Here is a 20,147-nt window from a genome sequence, read left to right as displayed (position 1 = left end):
TAAATTGTTAATTAATCGGATCCACCCTTTGGATACGAGAACTATTAAAATGTTACAATGGAAATTAGGTTTGCCACGAATTACACTAATTTGCACGAATTAAATTGGTGAAAATCCGTGTAATTAGTGGCAAGAAAAAACTACCACAAAAAAAATCCCAAACCCCAATCGTAAAATTGGAATTTGGAATTTAAAATATTGGAATTTATTTGGTTATCCAACCAAATTAATAATCTTCCCAGGAACAATAATCACTTTATTGGGTGTTTTACCATCTAATTGTCTTAACGTTCTTTCATCTTTCATGATGATTTCCTCGATTTGTTCTTTGGTTAAATCCAAAGGCAATTCGATCGTGAAACGCATTTTTCCGTTGAAAGAAACCGGATATTCTTTACTGCTTTCAACCAAATGTTTGGCATCAAAAACAGGAAAAGCAACTGTCGAAATAGAACCTTTATGTCCCAATTGCGACCATAATTCCTCAGCAATATGCGGTGCGTAAGGCGAAACCAAAATAGCTAATGGTTCTAAAATCGCTCTTGAATGACAATTTTGAGAAGACAATTCATTCACACAAATCATAAATTGGGAAACTGAAGTATTAAAAGAGAAACTCTCAATATCTTCTGCTACTTTTTTGATGGTTTTGTGTAATGATTTTAAGTTGTCTTTTGTTGGTACGTCGTTATTTACGATTAAACCGTTATTTTCATCAAAATACAAACGCCATAATTTTTTAAGGAAACCAAAAACTCCCGAAATTCCAGCGGTATTCCAGGGTTTTGCCTGCTCTAACGGGCCTAAAAACATTTCGTACAAACGTAATGTATCAGCTCCGTATTCTGCACAAATATCATCCGGAGTTACTACATTAAGCCAACTTTTTGACATTTTTCCAATTTCTCTTTTACAAGTATATTTATCTGTAAATTTTCCTTCTCTGTCAATTATTAATGCATCTGAAAAATCTTTGTAGTAAGGAGCATTTCTAAATCTCTCAATATCTAAGTCATTTGTTCCAAATTTTAGAAGATTTATATCTAAACGAATATTTTGAATACTCGAAACCCATATCTTTTTATCTTCTTCAGTTATATTCGAATTAGGAAATTCAGATTCAATTTTAGAGAAATAGTTATCTCTTATACTTTTAAAAATTTCTGAGGAATTCAAATAATCATCAAGTTTCTTAAAATCTGTTCCATCTTCTCCGTTGTAAGAAATCAAAATTTTAGGAATACACTCTTTATAAATCTCAGGAATTCTTTCATTATCATCTACCTCATGGCGATCATCACTGAAGTGCCATTTAAACCCAATTTTAAGTTCATGTATATAAGCTCCCTCTCCCAAAATCATTCCCTGATTAATCAGTTTTTTGAATGGCTCTTCGGTTGGAGCAAAACCTTTGTCTTTTAAGAATTTATTCCAGAAACGAGAATACAATAAGTGTCCGGTTGCGTGCTCGCTTCCGCCAATATATAAATCTACGCTTTCCCAATACGCTAACGCTTCTTTGCTTGCAAATTTGTCTTCGTTGTGTGCATCCATATAACGCATCCAATACCAGGAACTTCCCGCCCAACCTGGCATCGTGTTCAGTTCAAGAGGGAAAATTTCAAAATTATCAACCAAATCAGTATTGACAACTTCATTGTTTTTGGTATCCCAAGCCCAGATTGTTGCATTTCCTAACGGAGGCAAACCATCTTCGGTTGGTAGATATTTCTCTACTTCCGGCAAAATAATGGGCAAATGCTGTGCATCAATCATTTTTGGCAATCCGTTTACATAATACACCGGGAAAGGTTCTCCCCAATAACGCTGACGCGAAAACACAGCATCACGCAAGCGATAATTGGTTTTTCCGGTTCCCTGCCCTATTTCTTCTAATTTTTCAATCGCTTTTTGAGTTGCCTCTTTATAATTTAATCCGTTTAAGAAATCAGAATTTGCGATTTCAACATTGTCTTTTGATCCGTAAGCGGCTTCAGAAATATCAACATTAGCAAAAATATTTTTGATTTCCGGCATTCCGTTTTGACCTTTAAAGAAATTGGCAAAAGCATAATCTCTCTCATCTCCGCAAGGAACCGCCATTACAGCACCAGTTCCATAGCCTGCCAAAACGTAATCTCCAATCCAGACTGGAATGGGTTCTTTTGTAAAAGGATGTTCTGCATAAGCTCCCGTAAATACGCCTGAAATGGTTTTTACATCAGCCATACGCTCACGCTCTGAACGTTTTGCTGTTTTTTCTATGTAAGCTTCAACGGCAGCTTTTTGTTCCGGAGTTGTGATTTTAGCTACCAAATCATGTTCTGGAGCTAAAGTCATGAAGGTTACTCCGAAAATGGTATCGGGACGGGTTGTGAAAACTTCAATAAACCTCACCCCCAGCCCCTCTCCAGTGGAGAGGGGAGTTTGCTCCTCTTTATCTTTAAAAGAATTTCGCAGGCTTAATTCTTCTTTTATCTTTGATAAAACTGATTCAATATCCTTTAAAACTTCTTCGTTTGTAAAGCGAATAACTTTAAAAATATGCTTTTGTTCTAACTCTAAAGTTCGCAGTTCATCTAATTCAATTTGCTCTTTTGTATCGTGATAACCTCCGTCAACTTCAATAATTAACTTTTTCTCCAGACAAACAAAATCAACAATAAAATTTCCAATATAATGCTGTCTTCGAATTTTATATCCTAAATTCGAATTTCTAACTTCCTGCCAAAGAATATCTTCAGCCTCAGTTGAATTCTTACGGTTTTCCCTCGCATTATTAACCAATTGCGAAGCAATCGAAGCATTAGCTGTCATATATCCTTTTTCAACAGCCTGGCTCCCCTCTCCACTGGAGAGGGGCTGGGGGTGAGGTTTTACAGCAAACTTAACCATCGCGCCAACTGATTTCCCAATCCAGTTTCTTTGAGATTCTTTTATAGACTCACTCCAGTCGATATCATTTAAACCCTGAAGCAAACGTTCGGCATAAGCAGAAATTCGCATGCTCCATTGTGTCATTTTTTTACGGATTACAGGATATCCTCCACGTTCCGAAACGCCGTTTACAATTTCGTCATTTGCCAAAACAGTTCCTAAACCGGGACACCAGTTTACTTCGGTTTCTGCCAAATAGGTTAATCTGTATTGTAGTAATATTTTTTCCTGCTCATCTGCTGAAAATGCATTCCATTCGCCTGATGAAAAACTTTGAATATTATCGTCCGAAACTGCATTTACATTCGCATTCCCTTCATTTTCAAAAATGGTTACCAAAGTCGAAATATCTTCGGCTTTGTCTGTGTTTCTATTGTACCAGGAATTGAACAGCTGAATAAATATCCATTGGGTATGTTTGTAATAATCCGGATTTGATGTACGTACTTCACGGCTCCAGTCAAATGAGAAACCAATTTTATCCAATTGTTTACGGTAACCCGCAATTTGTTTTCCTTCTTTATCTACTCCACCGTCAATATTTACGCGTGTTGTATCTTCCGGACGCTGACCGGTCTGGATCGCATATTGTTCAGCCGGCAATCCAAAACTGTCATATCCCATTGGATGCAAAACATTGAAACCCTGATGTCTTTTGAAACGAGAATACACATCTGAAGCGATATAACCCAGCGGATGCCCAACGTGTAATCCCGCTCCGGATGGATAAGGAAACATGTCTAACACATAATGCTTCGGTTTTTCAGAATTGTTTTTGGCAGCAAAAGTTTGGTTTTCAGCCCAATATTTTTGCCATTTCGCGTCTATTTCGTTTGGATTATACTTCATTATAAGGTTCAAAGGTTCAGAGTGACAAAGGTTCAAAGGCTTTTCACTATTAATTATACTATTTAAGTTGGCAAATTTACATTTATTGTACGAAAGTTGAAAGTTTGGCCGTTATTAACTTTAAATAAAGAAATTGTTTATTATTTTTACCACAAATTAAAGTAAACTATGAGTTCTAACTTCGATAAATTTCAAAAGCGCAGATTAATTTCCTCTTATTTTTCAGTTGTATTAAGTGTTTTTCTGGTATTATTCCTTTTGGGGGTACTGGGATTATTCATTATCAATTCTAAAAAACTGGCCAATGATTTTAAAGAAAAAATCGCCATGACGGTTTTCTTTAAAAACGAAGCAACTGATAGCGTTACCAAAGCATTTGATTCCGAATTAAAAAAAGCTCGTTTTGCAAAATCGTATGCGTATGTTACCAAAGATAAAGCCGCTAAAGAACATACTGATATTATTGGGGAAGATTTCCTGACTTTTTTAGGAGAAAACCCATTATTGAACTCCTACGACATTCACCTAAAAGCAGATTATGTTGAAAGGGACAGTATCGTTAAAATCGAAAGCAATTTGCGCAAAAATATAATGATTGAAGATATTGTTTATGATAAACAATTAGTCAACCTGGTAAACGATAATATCAAAAAAGTAAGTATGTGGATTTTGATTATCAGTGCATTTCTGGCTATCATTGCCGTTCTTCTTATCAACAGTTCATTGCGTTTGTCGATACATTCAAACAGATTTATCATTAAAACCATGCAAATGGTAGGTGCTACTAAAGCCTTTATTCGTAAACCTTTTGTGATGCGCAGCGTAAAATTAGGAATGTTGGGTGCAGGATTAGCTATCATTGCTTTGATTGCTCTTTTACTTTACGTAGAAAACAATTTCCCGGGATTAGGAATTTTAGAAGACAAAATTCTAATAGGATTGGTTTTATTAACTGTTTTCGGACTAGGTGTTTTAATTACCTGGTTAAGCACGCATTTTGCAACACAACGTTTCCTGAATTTAAGAACTGACGACTTATATTAGTATTCAGTCTCAGTTTTCAGTATTAAAAAAACTTCGACTCGCTCAGGGTGATAAAAAACAAACATCCTTTGGCTTTGGCCGGGATGACAAAAGAAATAAAATGAAAAACAATTTTAAAGAAGAACCACAATCACAACCACAAAAACAGGAATTTCTTTTTGACACTGTCAACTATAAAATTCTCCTGGTTGGGATTGGTGTTATTGCATTAGGTTTTATCCTGATGTCTGGCGGAGGAAGTGATGATCCGAATGTTTTTAACGAAGAGATTTTTAACTTTAGACGTATCCGTTTGGCTCCAACTACCGTTTTGATAGGTTTTGGAATTACAATTTATTCTATTTTCAAAAAATCCAAATAAACTTCTCAGACTGCATATATCTTAGATTATTTAGATAAATCTTGAAGTCTAAATAATCTAACGATTTAAAATCTAATTTAAATGAATTATTTACAAGCAATTCTTATTGCAATTGTTGAAGGATTAACAGAATATTTACCTGTTTCTTCTACTGCACACATGATATTTACAAGTTCTTATTTTGGAATTCAGGAAGATGATTTTGTGAAATTATTTCAGGTTTCCATCCAATTTGGCGCTATTCTGGCCGTTGTGGTTTTATATTGGAAAAAGTTTTTTGACTTTAGTAAAATTAATTTCTATGTCAAATTAGCCTGTGCCGTTATTCCTGCCTTAATTTTAGGAAAATTATTTGATGATAAAATTGATGCTATTTTAGGAAATCCTATTCCGATTGCCATTGTTTTAATTCTGGGCGGAATCGTTTTGCTTTTTATAGACAATCAATTCAAAAAACCGACTATTACTAACGAGGAAGATATCACTATCAAAAAAGCCGTTACTATTGGTTTTTGGCAGTGTCTGGCTATGATGCCGGGAACAAGCCGATCTGCTGCTTCTATAATTGGCGGAATGCAGCAAGGATTAGACCGACAAACTTCTGCTGAATTTTCGTTTTTTCTTGCCGTGCCAACCATGCTGGCAGTAACTACTTACTCTTTGTTTTTAAAAACGTATGAAGTTTCCCAACTTAAAGGATATGAATTATTGACGCAATCACCTGAGAACCTGAAAATGTTTTTTATTGGAAATATCATTGCTTTTATAGTTGCCGTTATTGCGATTAAATCCTTTATCGAAATCATCAAAAAATACGGTTTTAAACCTTGGGGTTATTATAGAATTATTGCCGGAATCCTTTTGTTGACTTATTTTTTCCTAAACAAATAAAATTTGAAAACGCCTGAAGATTACCTAAACGGACAGATTTTATTGATTGACAAACCTTTAAAATGGAGCTCCTTTCAGGCTGTCAATAAATTAAAATATCTTTTGATTAATAAGGTTGGACTTCCAAAAAAGTTCAAAATTGGCCATGCCGGAACTTTAGATCCTTTAGCAAGTGGTTTGCTATTAATTTGCACAGGAAAATTCACCAAAAGAATAACCGAATTGCAAGGTCAGGCAAAAGAATATACCGGAACTTTTTATATTGGGGCCACTACTCCATCGTATGATTTAGAAACTGAAATTGATCAGACTTTCCCAACTTCCCACATTGACGAAGTTTTGATTCACGAAACCGTAAAACAATTTTTAGGCGAAATCGATCAAAAACCACCTATTTTCTCTGCTATTAAAAAAGATGGTGTTCGATTATACGAACACGCCCGGGCTGGGGAAACAATAGAAATTGCCAGCAGAAAAACTACCATTCATGAATTTGAAATTACCCGAATTGCATTACCGGAAATTGACTTTAGGGTTGTTTGCAGTAAAGGAACCTATATTCGTTCATTGGCTTTTGATTTTGGAAAGGCTATGAATTCAGGTTCACATTTAACCGTTTTACGCCGGACCAAAATTGGTGATTACGATGTAAAGGATGCAATTGATGTTACTTTGTTTGAGGAATCATTGCAATAATTTCTTCAAAACAAACTCGTTTTCAATACCTTTAATTAACTTTACTATTATGAAGACAAAAAAACTCCGATAATCTTGCGACACCGGGAAAACCTATATCTCAAAAAAAATTCGCTTCGATGATTAAAGAAGCTGAAGAAGGAACTTTTTATACTTTAGAAGAATCTAAAAGACATTTTGAAGAATGGAGAGCAAAAAGAAAGAAGTAGTAACTTCTACTCTTTTCTTAGAGCCTGTTTAAATTTTATCTAATTACTTTTACGGATTATTTTCCGCTATATTTCGTTGAATTTACTCAAAAATAAGTCTATTATTCTTTCAAAATTTGCCTCATCTATCGAAAAATAATCTCATAAAAATCTAAATATTTAAATTTTAAACAGGCCCTTAAATAAAGTATTACTATCTCATACTTGTTTTTGAGTTAATAGTGAGGAATATTTTTTCCTCCAAACAAAAATCCAGAAATAAAATCGTAGAATCTTTCGAATAACTTTTTCATAATAGTGCATTTTTTAATCGTTATACATTAAATAAACACCAATAAAAGAGTAAACCAAAATTGATAATAGAAATGGGATTATTGATGCAAGGTAAAAAAATAATTTAAAACAAAACAAACATTTTACCACATTTTTAACATCAACGCATTTATTATCAATACATTAACAATTTAAAAAACTCTAACTATCCATTACAAGACAAAAATTATAATCGGTTGTATTTAATATTTTCCATAATCTGAACTAATTCTTCCTGAATCGAAATTCCTTTATCATGTAAATACCACAACTGTAAATCAGTTTTGATTTTTTCATCAATAACACCAAATTCATTTTTATAACTGGTCATCAATTCGGAAGCCCCTTTTGGTCTTGGTCCCCAGTCAGCACGAACGATTCCGGCTTCTTTGCAAATCACAATGACTTTTGGAATTGCTTTTCCGTCATTGGTCAGGTATTGGTTCATTAATTCTTCGTTTTCATCTCTCAAAACAATCCGAAGATCTATTTTTCTATTTGATTCAACAGCCATTTTATTGATTACAGGGAGTATTTGTGCAGCATCACCACACCAGCCTTCAGAGATGACCAGCCAGATGTAATGATTGTCTAAATTTTGCAGTTTTGAAATAACATCTTCCGAAATAGAAATTGTTTTTTCTAACCGATTCATTCTGGCTTCATTTAGTTTGGAGTAGTTTGTCAGACTTTCAGATTGTTCATTGCCTGTTGATTTTCCTTCTGACAACAAATCGGTAACTAATTTTCGATATTCAGAATAAGAATGACTATTGAATAATCCTTTGGCTACAATACTTTTCATAGGTGTTTCGTTTTGAATTCTATAAATCTACGGATTTTAAAAAGAGAAGGGAATGATATTTATCAGATTCAAAAAAATCCTAAAAAAACTTTATAGATTTAAAGATAAATGAGCAATTAATTTTTTTAAAACACTATTTTAAAAAATCAGAATATGTCTATATTTGCACAAACAAACGCAACAAACATGAAATATAAAAGAATTCTTCTAAAACTAAGTGGCGAAGCCTTGATGGGAGACTTACAATACGGAATTGACCCTAAAAGATTAGCCGAATATGCCGAAGAAATTAAGCAAATTCACAGTAAAGGAGTAGAAATTGCTATTGTTATTGGAGGAGGAAATATTTTTAGGGGAGTTGCCGGAGCCAGTGCAGGAATGGACAGGGTACAAGGTGATTATATGGGAATGCTGGCAACTGTAATAAACGGAATGGCGTTACAGGGCGCCCTTGAAGACAAAGGGATGAAAACCCGCCTGCAGACTGCCTTAAAAATGGAATCTATCGCAGAACCCTATATCAAAAGAAGAGCAGACCGCCATCTTGAAAAAGGAAGAATCGTAATTTTTGGGGCCGGAACCGGGAACCCTTATTTTACAACTGATACTGCAGCTGTTTTAAGAGGAATCGAAATCAATGCTGATGTTATCTTAAAAGGAACCCGTGTGGATGGTGTTTACGATTGTGATCCTGAAAAAAATGTATCAGCTGTAAAATTTGATTATATTTCGTTTGATGATGTCCTGAAAAAAGGATTAAACGTAATGGATACAACTGCTTTTACTTTAAGCCAGGAAAACAAATTACCAATCGTTGTTTTTGACATGAACAAAATTGGAAATTTATTAAAAATCTGTGAAGGCCAAAACATAGGAACTGTAGTTAATATATAGTCCTCAGTAACAGTTCACAGTCGTATTGGCTGAATAAACTGAAAACTGAGATTGCAAACTGAAAACTTAAAAAAATGAGTGAAGAAATAGATTTTATATTAGAAAGTACAGAAGAATCAATGAATGGTTCGATTGCGCATTTAGAAAAAGAATTTCTAAATATTCGTGCCGGGAAAGCATCACCGGCTATGTTAGGAAGTGTTTTTGTAGATTATTACGGATCTGCAACACCGCTTTCTCAGGTATCAAAAATTAGTGTTCCGGATGCAAGAACTATTACATTGCAACCGTTCGAAAAAAACATGCTCCAGGCTATCGAAAAAGCAATTATGATTGCCAATATCGGCTTCAATCCTATGAATAATGGTGATGTAATTATCATCAGCGTTCCGCCTTTAACAGAAGAGCGCCGCAGGGATTTAGCCAAACAGGCCAAATCTGAAGCTGAGGATGCCAAGATTGGTGTTCGTAATGTTCGTAAAGATGCCAATACGGATATTAAAAAATTAGAAAAAGAAGGAACTTCTGAAGACATTTGCAAATCTGCAGAAGAAGAAGTTCAGACTTTGACGAATGCTTATATCAAGAAAATAGATGAATTGTTAGCTGCAAAAGAAGCTGAAATCATGAAGGTATAAATTATTCAACAAAAAATAAAAAATCCGTTTAGTTAAATTATACTGGACGGATTTTTTTATTGCTATTTTTGCCATACCAAAATCATATTCTTTTCGTTTTAGAAACTATATTACTCAGTATGAAGCTATTTTGTTTATTGACTTTGTTTTTTACGCTTACCCTGCAGGCGCAATTTCAAATAAACGGAATTGTAAACGATCATAATAAAAAACCACTGCCGTTTGCTACAATTACAACTCCGGACAACACCAATACCATTACGGATGTTGATGGAAAATTTATACTTTCTTCAAAATTAAAAATTACCAGTTTTACTGTTTCTTACATTGGTTTTGAATCCAGGACTATTACAATATCGGATACTAAAAAATTTTATCCCGTTTCGCTTAGTCAGAAAACCGATGCTTTAAAAGAAGTTTTTGTTTCAAATGAAAATCCGGCTTTAGCAATTGTAAAAAAAGTCATTTTAAACAAGAGCATTAATAATCCACAAAAAAAATTAAAGAGTTTTGAATACAAAACCTACAACAAACTTATTGTAACTGCCAATCCTGACTCAATTGATGGCAGAATTGACTCCTCGGCCACTTATAAAGATTTAAAGAAAAAAAGAATAAATATTGATTCATCTGATTATAAATTCAAAGAAATAATCAGCAAACAGCACTTATTTCAAACCGAAAAAATATCCCAATATCAATTTGGAAGTAATAAACTCAAGGAAACCATTTTAGGTACCAAAATGGCAGGTTTTAAAAATCCAGTTTATGAGATTATTGCCTTCAACTTACAATCGATTTCTATTTATGATTCGAAATATGAACTTTTCGAAACCAAGTATAACAATCCAGTTTCTAATGATGCCCTAAAAGATTACAACTATAAATTACTGGATACCGTTACGATTAAAGGCCGTGATGCGTACATGATTTATTTCAAAAATAAAAAGAAAAGAAAATCATCCGGTTTAGAAGGCGTTTTATATATAGACCAGGAAAATTATGCGATTGCGAAAGCCGTAATGCGGATAAAAAACGTTTTGGATATTAGCGGTATCCATGAATTTGAATATGTTGCGGAAGAAAAAATCTGGTTTCCAGCCCAAACGACTTTTAAAATCGTAAAAGGTAAAAATGATGATGATATTAAAATATTAGGCGGAACTATTCAGTTTGACGGGGACGTTGAAGAAAATTTCGAGTCCAGAAAAAAAAGCGCCTCCGATTTCACTTATTTGCTTTCGGAAAGTAATAATTTTGACATTCATTACAACACGGCTTCCTTAATAAAAAACCCATCCCTTTATATTGAAATTCAAGAAGATGCGAACAAAAAACCGGAAAGCTTCTGGAACAGGTACCGTAAAGACAGTTTAGATTTAAAAAGCCAGAAAACATACCTGTTGCTCGACAGCATTTCTATTGACAAAAGAATTGAAAAACGATTGGGTTCAGGCCGAAAAATAATTAACGGCTATTTTCCCGTTGGCCCTGTTGACTTTGATTTGAAGAAATTAATCAGCTATAATAATTATGAAGGTTTTAGATTAGGTCTTGGCGGAATTACAAATGACCGTTTTTCTAAAAAATTCAGAATTGAAGGTTACTCTGCCTATGGCACGAAAGATGGAAATTTTAAATACAATATAGGCGCAGGAGTTCAACTTGAAAAAGCGACCAACACCTGGTTAAATGGCTATTATACTGACGATGTCCGGGAAATTGCAAGTACTTTTTTTGCAGTCGATAAACGTGTTTTTAAAATTTATGACCCGCGACCAATCAACATTAGTACCTTTTATAATTATGTGAGCTGGAAAGCCAATATTCAATCGAGGATTATACCAAAAACCGAAGGCATTTTTGAATTATCACGAACATATGTTGAACCAAAATTTGATTATATTTTTAATTTAAACGAAAAGTTATATTCCAATTATGTTATGACTACGGCAATGGTTTCACTTGTTTGGGCCCCATTTAGCGATTTCATGCAAACACCAACGGGAAGAAACGAATCAGACAAACGCTTTCCACGATTTACTTTTCAATACACGCAATCATTACCCAACGTTTTGGAAAACGATTTTTCATTTGCCAAAATAGATTTTAAAGCCGAATATGAACAAAAATATCTGAATCGTCAAAAAACGAATTTGCTTTTTCAGGGCGGACTGGCGATGGGAGACCTTCCAATTACGCATTTATACAATACCGGACCAAACAACCTGAACAAAGAAACCATAACACAACGTATCACTTTTTCAGGAAGAAACAGTTTTGAAACCATGTATTTTAATGAGTTTTTCTCCAGCCAATATGCAATGTTTCAGATAAAACATGGTTTTGACAGAATTACTATTTTGAAAAAAGTGCGTCCTTCATTAGTCCTGGTTACCAGAATGGCATGGGGGAATATGAAAAATCCTCAACAGCATGTGGGACCGACATACAAAACGTTAGATAATGGCTTTTTTGAATCAGGAATAGAACTTAACAAGATTTATAAAGGATTTGGTTTAGGCGGATTTTATCGCTATGGCCCTAATCAATTAATGAGAGTTGAAGACAATATTGCTGTTAAGATTTCTTATGTTCTTGATTTAGGTTTGTAAATTAATAATAGTTTAAAAAGCTGTTCCTGCTGTACGCTATATCTTTTATGCCAAACCCCGGCACAAAAGGATGCCGCTTCCATCACGGCTAAGGCTTTTGGTATCAAAAGAAATTTTTTATGAACAGATAATTTTATAATATTGTCATTTCTGACACAACAAAACTAAAAAAATCCAAATATCAATCTTTTATAGATTTGAAATTTGGATTTTTAATATTAGAATTACTTTCATTCTTATGGTTTCAAAATCAAAACCGAAGGTGTATTATTCAGCCATATACTCTGAGACTCAATTAGCTTTTTCCAACTGTCTAAGCTAATAATCATTAAGTTCTGACTCTCTAAAAATTCTTTTTTGATGGTTCTGTCATGCATAATCATAATATGATTGGGTGCAATTTGCTCTATCGACCGAATCGTTTCCTGGATATCACGGGTATTTTTTACTTCTCCTCCTGCATCCAGAACCGTAATTTGAGAACCATTGTTATTGATTAGTTTTTTAGCATAATCGATTAAAAAAGCATCTTCCTTGTTAAAAACCGGTATAAAAACCTGATTGACTTCTTCCAGATCCTTATCAATAAAAATACCTACCGGCATTTTGGTTTTAGCAATAATGTGGCGTGTTCTTTCATCAAAAGGAGAATTTTCAAATAAACCTTCTTTTCCGGTAAACTTGTCAATCAAACGATCCGGATTCACGATTCTGGTTGTGAATCCAAGTATTTTTCCAAGCAGGGTTCCGTCAAAAATAGACTGCCCTAGTCCTACCAATAATAAATCATATTCTCCCTGATTAGCCGTATCGATAATATCTGTATCAATATCATTAGTCACTTTAAAAACACTAATCATATTCTGGTTGAGGCGTTCAGATTCTTCAATAACCGGAACCAGCATTTTACGTTCATAGTCTTTTACATCAAATGAATGTATTTCCGTACTTAATGACAAATGCATCGCCGTTACAATTGAATTATCCGGCTGTTTTTTTACCAGACTATTGGCAAGCTTCAATAATTGTTTTCCCTTTTCCGGAGTTGCAAACGAAAGCAGAATCTTATATTTACTTTTATTACCAATTTCCTGAGGAATGGCGGTCATTTTATCCTTAAAAATATATCCGATAAAATCCAGTGCCGGTCCCGTCATAAAAGTAGTTACCAGAGCCATAATAACCATCATCGTAAAAATTTCTGTTGAAAGCACTCCCAAATCATATCCAATATTTAAAACCACCAGTTCCATTAAACCACGTGTATTCATTAAAGCCCCGATAGCCAGACTATCTTTCCAGTTCTGACCAACGAATTTTGCAGCCAAGGCACTTCCGAAGAATTTCCCAACCACAGCAACGGCAACAATAACAGCGGTAACTTTCCACAAATAAGGGTCGTTCAACGAACCAATTTGCGTACGTAAACCTGTAAATACAAAGAATAAGGGTAACAATAGGATTATCGCAACATCTTCAACTTTTTCAATAAAAATATTTCTGAATTTATTGTTTTCCGGCATAATTGCTCCGGCCAGAAATGCTCCAAACAAAGCATGAATTCCGATTAACTCTGCTGTATATGCAGAAAACAAAAGTGTTAAAAAGAAAATAGCCACAACCGGTTTGTTTAAACTTTCCCGGGTTGAATTTAAATCTCCAACACGTTTCAGAAACGGACGCACTATTTTCAGCATCACAATCACATACAAAATAGCTAAACCAATTACATACAAAGAACTCGTTAATGAACCTGCTTTTACAATTGCAATCACCACTGCCAGAATACACCAGGCCGTGATATCATCTGCAGCAGCACAAGTGATGGCAATGGTTCCTAATTTTGTTTTTTGGATTCCCCTTTCCTGAACAATTCTTGCCAAGACCGGAAAAGCAGTTATACTCATGGCAATACCCATGAACAACCCAAAAGAGGCAAACTCTACCCCATCAGGTGCAAAAGTTCCGTATATAAAATAGGCTAACGTTAATCCTAATGCAAACGGAATTACAATACTGGCATGGCTAATAACAACCGATTCATGTGCTTTATTTTTTAGCACTTTCAAATCTAATTCCATCCCGATAACGAACATGAAAAGTATTAGCCCAATCTGACTTAAAAATTGTAGGTTACCAAGAGACTCTGTTGGAAATAAAGCGGCTGAAAACGCTGGAAAATACATTCCCACCAAGGATGGCCCTAAAACAATTCCGGCAATCATTTCGCCAATTACAGAAGGCTGACCAATTTTTCTAAAAATCCAGCCGAACAAACGTGCCACTAAAATAATAGTCACAATCTGTGCTAACAAAATCGCTAAAGGATGTTGCAAGTTTTCAACCATCGACTGAAGGAAATCGTTCCAATGATTGCTTTCAATTTTTTTCTTCACAATTCCGCGTCCCACTTCCAACGCAGCACCTTTAGAAATTACCCAATATATTAAAGCTGTAAATCCTCCAATGATAGTAACGTAAAACAAGGAGTTTTTTATCTTATTCATAACTCTTTTTTTAATTATTGGTGCAAATATCATAACTGAAAATTAAGTGAAAAAGTAAATTCATGCTTAATTTTTAATGTATGTAACAAGTCCGAAAAACTTTGTAATAAGTTAGCGTAACGCAATGATTTCTGATTCTTATTAATATTTTTTTGCAACAACCCAACCGAAGATGAACTATTTTTACATGAAGCGTTCCTTATGGAACTTCTTTTTTCGGTTCTTGTTTTATTCCAACGGAATAAATTCCGTCGCTACAAAATAAATCGTTCCTGTGGAACTCAAACCAGAGAGTCATCGGCTCAAAAAATATTGCAGGGATGAATTTTAATTTGTCCAAACATATAAATCAATGTTCATTATAAGAGGCTGATGATAAGACATATAAGTCTTTGTTAAGCATTTATGACATTAAATTCATGTTGTATTTGTGAAATTAGTTCCTCAATTCCCTTCACCTGGGCCGTGGCAAAAAATCACAAATTACAATTTCACCTTTGCTAAAAAATCCGAACGATAGGTTTCGCTCAGGACTAATGCGCTGTTTTTGTCATTTTTTTCTAAATGATGCAAAACAATTTCATTGTGATTAAAAAACTTTATTGCTTTTACAGCTACTATTTCTTTTTTGTTCACACGGCAAAAATCAGTTTCAGGCAATTGTTTTAAAAGTGTATCGAATTTAACATTCTTCAAATTCAGAAAACTTCCATCTGTCAAAAGAACTATTTTATCACGGCTGTCACTTATGGCCGTTTTAATATATTGAATTTGATTAAAATACAATAACGTTTTTCCTTTGTCTGTATTTAACTGAATGAATTTTTTAGTCGTTTCGGGTTTATTAAAACGTTCATAAGCTTTTGAAATCGCTTTTTGCAAACGCTCTAATTTTACAGGTTTTGTAATATAATCTACGGCATCGATATTAAAAGCCTCGGCAGCATAATCTTTGTAAGCAGTACAGAAAATCACTAATTTATTCTGAATCATTTCTGCCAGATGCAAACCGTCAATTCCGGGCATTTCAATGTCTGAGATTAATAAATCAAAGTCGAGATCCGGAATTTCGGCCAATAGTTTTTCAGGATTATTAAACGTTTTTACGATTTCTACTTCGGGAATTTGTTCGCAAAGCATTTTCAGGTACGTTAATCCGGGCAACTCATCGTCCAGCAGTAAGCATTTCAGTTTTGTATTCAAGTAAATCTATTTTTAGATGAGCAATATAAATATCGTTTTCTACAAACCTTTCGAGTTTGAAGTTGTTTTTGTAAATAATCCTTAAGCGGTGTTCCAAAGTCGTATTTCCTAAACCGCTTCGTTCTTTCTTCAATACTTTTTTATCGGAGATTTTATTCGAAACCGTCATAAAAAAAGCATTGTCCTTAAACTCAAAAACAACCGAAATAAAAGCATCAGCACTTTGCAGATCCGCATGTTTAAAAGCATTTTCGATTAAATCAATCGAAATTAACGGTGCCAATAAAGGCTGTTCGTATAATTTATCCTCTTTGTTGATGTTGGTTTTTATCTTCAACTCAAAAAGCGGACTGATTTTGATTTTATTGATTTCGATTAGATTCAGTGCAAAATCAATTTCTTCTTTGGCAGTGACAAATTTTTTCTTGCTTTCGTACAGAATATAATCCAGAACATTGGCCAGTTTATCTAAAGCAAAATAGGTTTGGTAGGCATGTGACTGAATCGAATTCAGGATATTCTTAAACAAATGTGGATTCAGTTTAGATTCTAATGTTTCCAACTGCAGGTCATTCACTTTTCTTTCGAGCGCATAAAAACTTTCCTCCGCATTTTCTTTTGCCTTTCTGGACTGCATTAATTGATACACCATAAAACCAATGATAACGACAAGCAATAATATAATTGCCAGAAAAATAAAGGTGATGGTATTGTTTTCCTGCATTTTGTTCTATTGTTTATTTTAATTTCTTATTTCTATTCTTAAATAATAAAAGTTTCTTTTTCAACAGATTAAAATGATTTTATAGATTTAGAATTAATAATCAGTGGTAATACGTTTTATCATTATTATCCGCATCTTTTTTAAAACCACAAATTAAAAAGACTTTCACAAATTTTTAAATTAGAAATCAGCGTAGATCCTCTTTATCAGCATCATCGCGTTCCATCATTTTCTTAATGACCCGAAACAAATTTCAAACCAATAATCGAAGCAATCAATGTTGAAAGGAAAAATATCCTCCAAAAAGTGGCTGGTTCTTTAAATACAAAAACTCCAACCAAAACAGTTCCAACGGCTCCAATTCCTGTCCAGACAGCATAAGCAGTTCCTATTGGCAAAACTTGTGTAGCTTTATAAAGCAAAATCATACTGATTGAAAGGCAGACAAAAAAACCAGCCATCCAATACGTTGAAACCATTCCTGATGTTTCTTTTGCTTTGCCTAAACAAGAGGCAAAACCAACTTCAAAAAGCCCGGCTATGATTAATAAAATCCAATTCATTTTTGATGCTTTTAATTTTAACTACAAAGATGAGAAAACGTGACGTACAAATTACAGACAATTACTAAATTATCTAAACATTAAGTGTGTTAATTTATGTTAACAAATCGCAAAAACAGAGAGGATTACCAATGCTTTTTAACACTTTTCATTACATTTGCAACCATTTTATAAAAACATGAAAAAAAGAATAAATGTTGGTTTTTGGGAATTTATTGCCCGAATTGTACTCAAAAATAGAATTACAATTATTTCGCTCATCATTTTAATCACTATTTTCTTTGGATTACAATGGAAAAATATACGCTTTTCGTTTACTGAAGCCAATCTGCTTCCTGATGACCATATTGTCAATAAACAATACGAAGCTTTTTTGAAAGAATTTGGAGAAGAAGGAAACCTGATTGTCATTGGGGTTCAGGGAGATGCTTTTTTTACTCCAAAAGCTTTTGCTGCATGGGAAAAACTAACCAAATCGCTGAAAAATCAAAAAGAAGTTGATCTGGTTGTTTCAATAACTGATTTACAGAAATTACAAAAAAATGATTCGATAAAAAGTTTTGAATTAGTTCCTTTTGTTAACGAAAGTAAGACCAATGACAAAGCTTACTTAAAAAGTTTAAGAACTGAATTATTTGACAGAATGCCTTTTTATGAGAGCCTGCTTTTTAATAAAAAAAGCGGTTCTATCCGTTCGGCAATTTACTTGGATAAAAAAATTGTAAACACAGCGCATCGAAAAGATTATATTTTAAAAGACTTCATTCCGAAAATAGAAGCTTTTGAAAAAGAAACAGGGATTGATTTGCGTGTTTCCGGCATGCCATACATCAGAACATTAAATGCAAAGAGCATTACAGATGAAATCAGTTTGTTTGTTGGCGCCTCATTATTGATTACATCATTGATTTTCTTTTTCTTTTTTCGTTCTTTCAGGGCTACTTTGATTTCAATGGTCATTGTTATTATTGGCGTAATGTGGACATTTGGTTTGCTTGGGTTGTTTAATTATGAAATTACGGTGCTTACTGCCTTAGTTCCTTCTTTGGTCATTGTAATTGGCGTTCCCAATTGTATTTTTCTCACCAACAAATATCAGCAGGAATATCTTGCTCACGGCAATAAAGCCAGAGCTTTACAACGCGTAATCACCAAAGTTGGAACAGCCACTTTGATGACCAACCTTACAACAGCAGCTGGGTTTGCCACTTTTATTATTACCAATAGTCTTTTATTGAAAGAGTTTGGTATCGTGGCTTCCCTTAGCATTATCTCATTGTTTTTCTTATGTTTAATTGTTGTGCCTGTTTACTACAGTTATCAACCAGTTCCGAAAGCAAAACACCTGGAACATTTAAGCCGGAATTATACGCGTTCTTTCATGAATTGGATCGAAGAAACTGTTCGTTATAATCGTCGTTATGTTTATGCCGTTTCCCTGATTATTTTTCTGATAAGTACTTTTGGTGCGTTTCAGATAAAAACTTCGGGAAGTTTAATTGAAGATATGCCTCAAAAAACAGATTTTTTTAGAGACATCAAATTTTTTGAAAAAGAATTTAATGGCGTAATGCCTTTAGAAATTACAATTGACACTGAAAGAAAAAAAGGCGTTATGAAGCTTTCTACTCTTCAAAAAATAGATGAATTACAGCAAAAAATAGAAGAAATTCCGGAACTTTCGAAACCCGTTTCAATACTAAATTTGGTAAAATATTCTAAACAGGCTTATTATAACGGAAATCCCGATTTTTATGAGTTGCCTACTTCTCAGGAACAATCTTTTATTTTGAGTTATGCCAAAAACGCAACAAAAAACACCGACAAAAACATAATGAAAAGCTATGTTGACAGTACGGGGCAAGTAGCGAGAATCACAACTTTTATGAAAGATATTGGCACCGGAAATATGGCCAATATTGAAGACCAGCTTCAGAAAAAAATTGACACCATTTTTCCTGCAGACCGTTATAAAGTAGTAATGACCGGAAAGGCTTTGGTTTTTGAAAAAGGAACAAAATATTTACTCAACAACTTAGTGAGTTCTATACTTTTTGCAATATTATTGATTTCGCTACTGATGGTTTTTATGTTCAGGTCGTTTAAAATGGTCATAGTTTCTTTGATTCCGAATTTACTTCCGTTGATGATTACAGCAGGATTAATGGGGTACTTTGGCATACCGCTAAAACCATCAACGATATTAGTTTTTAGTATTGCTTTTGGCCTTTCGGTAGATGATACGATTCACTTTTTGGCGCAGTACCGTCAGGAATTAACTAAAAACAACTGGAAAATAAAACGCTCTGTTTATGCCACTTTAAAAGAAGCCGGAGTAAGCATGTTTTATACTTCGGTAGTTTTATTTGCTGGTTTTTCAGTGTTTATGCTTTCAGATTTTGGAGGAACAGTTGCTTTGGGCGGATTAATTGCAATAACACTTGCTTTTGGTATGTTATCAAATTTAATGTTATTGCCATGTTTGGTTCTTACTTTGAATAAATCACTGGCTAACGAACAGGAATTTATAAAACCTAAATTTGATGTTTTAGCTGATATGTCAGAGAATGATGATGAAGAAAATCAGGATGCTGAGAATAACAAAGATTAAAAAGACTTTAGCAAAAAGATTGCATTTGGTGGATTGATTTCATGCACATTGATTTTACCGGCCTTGGTTTTGGCTTTTAATACAGAAGAAAGCTAAGAAATAGGATTTTGGAGGGGTTGAAGAGGTAAAATTTCGCCACGCATTTATTAACGTAATCTTTCCCAAAGTTTGAACTTTGACAAAGTCTGACCACAAACTTGTCATTTCGACGAAAGAGAAATCACATCCGTAACTCTACAAAGATTGGCGATTTTGATTGCGGAGTTTCTAGTATGATTTCTCTTTCGT

The 20,147-nt window shown here is 34.0% G+C and carries 14 protein-coding genes; 8 read left to right on the top strand and 6 right to left on the bottom strand.

The window, feature by feature from the left end:
* Window positions 1-213 precede the first annotated feature (213 nt).
* A complete protein-coding gene (locus J2W48_RS08250) occupies window positions 214-3,786 on the bottom strand; it encodes a leucine--tRNA ligase (protein WP_310280240.1) in 3,573 nt (1,190 codons plus the stop codon).
* A gap of 168 nt (window positions 3,787-3,954) precedes the next feature.
* Between J2W48_RS08250 and J2W48_RS08245 the strand changes: the two genes are divergently transcribed.
* The 4 genes from J2W48_RS08245 (at window position 3,955) to truB (ending at window position 6,778) form a co-directional block, all read left to right on the top strand.
* A complete protein-coding gene (locus tag J2W48_RS08245; protein ID WP_310280238.1) occupies window positions 3,955-4,830 on the top strand; it encodes a cell division protein FtsX in 876 nt (291 codons plus the stop codon).
* A 100-nt stretch (window positions 4,831-4,930) separates the two neighbouring features.
* Window positions 4,931-5,191, top strand: coding sequence for a DUF3098 domain-containing protein (locus J2W48_RS08240; RefSeq protein WP_310280236.1), 261 nt, complete (start codon window positions 4,931-4,933; stop codon window positions 5,189-5,191).
* Between the two features lie 81 nt (window positions 5,192-5,272).
* Window positions 5,273-6,082 carry an undecaprenyl-diphosphate phosphatase gene (locus J2W48_RS08235; protein WP_310280235.1) on the top strand — a complete coding sequence of 270 codons (810 nt, stop codon included), beginning with the start codon at window positions 5,273-5,275 and terminating at the stop codon, window positions 6,080-6,082.
* Window positions 6,083-6,085: 3 nt separating this feature from the next.
* Window positions 6,086-6,778 (top strand): tRNA pseudouridine(55) synthase TruB, encoded by a 693-nt coding sequence (gene truB, locus J2W48_RS08230; protein WP_310280233.1) that lies wholly within the window; start codon window positions 6,086-6,088, stop codon window positions 6,776-6,778.
* A 708-nt stretch (window positions 6,779-7,486) separates the two neighbouring features.
* Here truB and J2W48_RS08225 read toward each other — a convergent pair.
* Window positions 7,487-8,104 carry a thioredoxin family protein gene (locus tag J2W48_RS08225; RefSeq protein ID WP_310280231.1) on the bottom strand — a complete coding sequence of 206 codons (618 nt, stop codon included), beginning with the start codon at window positions 8,102-8,104 and terminating at the stop codon, window positions 7,487-7,489.
* Window positions 8,105-8,290: 186 nt separating this feature from the next.
* Here J2W48_RS08225 and pyrH point away from each other — a divergent pair, with 186 nt between their 5' ends.
* The 3 genes from pyrH to J2W48_RS08210 all read left to right on the top strand — a co-directional run bounded on the left by pyrH (window position 8,291) and on the right by J2W48_RS08210 (window position 12,251).
* Window positions 8,291-8,998, top strand: a complete 708-nt coding sequence (gene pyrH, locus J2W48_RS08220) for a UMP kinase (RefSeq protein ID WP_310280380.1) — start codon at window positions 8,291-8,293, stop codon at window positions 8,996-8,998.
* A gap of 74 nt (window positions 8,999-9,072) precedes the next feature.
* Window positions 9,073-9,636 carry a ribosome recycling factor gene (gene frr / locus J2W48_RS08215; protein WP_310280229.1) on the top strand — a complete coding sequence of 188 codons (564 nt, stop codon included), beginning with the start codon at window positions 9,073-9,075 and terminating at the stop codon, window positions 9,634-9,636.
* Window positions 9,637-9,755: 119 nt separating this feature from the next.
* Window positions 9,756-12,251: a DUF5686 family protein gene (locus J2W48_RS08210; RefSeq protein WP_310280227.1), complete on the top strand. Its 2,496-nt coding sequence runs from the start codon at window positions 9,756-9,758 to the stop codon at window positions 12,249-12,251.
* A gap of 236 nt (window positions 12,252-12,487) precedes the next feature.
* Here J2W48_RS08210 and J2W48_RS08205 read toward each other — a convergent pair whose 3' ends face one another.
* From J2W48_RS08205 to J2W48_RS08190, 4 genes are all read right to left on the bottom strand, one after another.
* A complete protein-coding gene (locus J2W48_RS08205; protein WP_310280226.1) occupies window positions 12,488-14,758 on the bottom strand; it encodes a cation:proton antiporter in 2,271 nt (756 codons plus the stop codon).
* A gap of 483 nt (window positions 14,759-15,241) precedes the next feature.
* The gene (locus J2W48_RS08200; protein ID WP_310280224.1) at window positions 15,242-15,961 is read right to left on the bottom strand and encodes a LytR/AlgR family response regulator transcription factor; all 720 of its coding nucleotides are present in this window, start codon (window positions 15,959-15,961) and stop codon (window positions 15,242-15,244) included.
* Window positions 15,924-16,685, bottom strand: coding sequence for a sensor histidine kinase (locus J2W48_RS08195; protein WP_310280222.1), 762 nt, complete (start codon window positions 16,683-16,685; stop codon window positions 15,924-15,926). The genes J2W48_RS08200 and J2W48_RS08195 overlap by 38 nt, the downstream gene beginning before the upstream one ends.
* 233 nt (window positions 16,686-16,918) lie before the next feature.
* Window positions 16,919-17,248, bottom strand: coding sequence for a DMT family transporter (locus J2W48_RS08190; protein ID WP_310280220.1), 330 nt, complete (start codon window positions 17,246-17,248; stop codon window positions 16,919-16,921).
* Window positions 17,249-17,426: 178 nt separating this feature from the next.
* Between J2W48_RS08190 and J2W48_RS08185 the strand changes: the two genes are divergently transcribed.
* A complete protein-coding gene (locus J2W48_RS08185) occupies window positions 17,427-19,859 on the top strand; it encodes an efflux RND transporter permease subunit (RefSeq protein ID WP_310280218.1) in 2,433 nt (810 codons plus the stop codon).
* Window positions 19,860-20,147 lie beyond the last annotated feature (288 nt).

Origin of the sequence: Flavobacterium piscis (genome assembly GCF_031457575.1) — a bacterium.
GTDB lineage: Bacteria > Bacteroidota > Bacteroidia > Flavobacteriales > Flavobacteriaceae > Flavobacterium > Flavobacterium piscis_A.
This window is presented reverse-complemented; position numbering and strand designations above follow the sequence as displayed.

Coding starts and splice junctions, on each gene's coding strand:
- J2W48_RS08195 (WP_310280222.1), bottom strand. CDS start 16,685: ATGCAGGAAAACAATACCATCACCTTTATTTTTCTGGCAATTATATTA.
- J2W48_RS08210 (WP_310280227.1), top strand. CDS start 9,756: ATGAAGCTATTTTGTTTATTGACTTTGTTTTTTACGCTTACCCTGCAG.
- J2W48_RS08205 (WP_310280226.1), bottom strand. CDS start 14,758: ATGAATAAGATAAAAAACTCCTTGTTTTACGTTACTATCATTGGAGGA.
- pyrH (WP_310280380.1), top strand. CDS start 8,291: ATGAAATATAAAAGAATTCTTCTAAAACTAAGTGGCGAAGCCTTGATG.
- J2W48_RS08225 (WP_310280231.1), bottom strand. CDS start 8,104: ATGAAAAGTATTGTAGCCAAAGGATTATTCAATAGTCATTCTTATTCT.
- frr (WP_310280229.1), top strand. CDS start 9,073: ATGAGTGAAGAAATAGATTTTATATTAGAAAGTACAGAAGAATCAATG.
- J2W48_RS08190 (WP_310280220.1), bottom strand. CDS start 17,248: ATGAATTGGATTTTATTAATCATAGCCGGGCTTTTTGAAGTTGGTTTT.
- J2W48_RS08240 (WP_310280236.1), top strand. CDS start 4,931: ATGAAAAACAATTTTAAAGAAGAACCACAATCACAACCACAAAAACAG.
- J2W48_RS08245 (WP_310280238.1), top strand. CDS start 3,955: ATGAGTTCTAACTTCGATAAATTTCAAAAGCGCAGATTAATTTCCTCT.
- J2W48_RS08235 (WP_310280235.1), top strand. CDS start 5,273: ATGAATTATTTACAAGCAATTCTTATTGCAATTGTTGAAGGATTAACA.
- J2W48_RS08185 (WP_310280218.1), top strand. CDS start 17,427: ATGAAAAAAAGAATAAATGTTGGTTTTTGGGAATTTATTGCCCGAATT.
- J2W48_RS08250 (WP_310280240.1), bottom strand. CDS start 3,786: ATGAAGTATAATCCAAACGAAATAGACGCGAAATGGCAAAAATATTGG.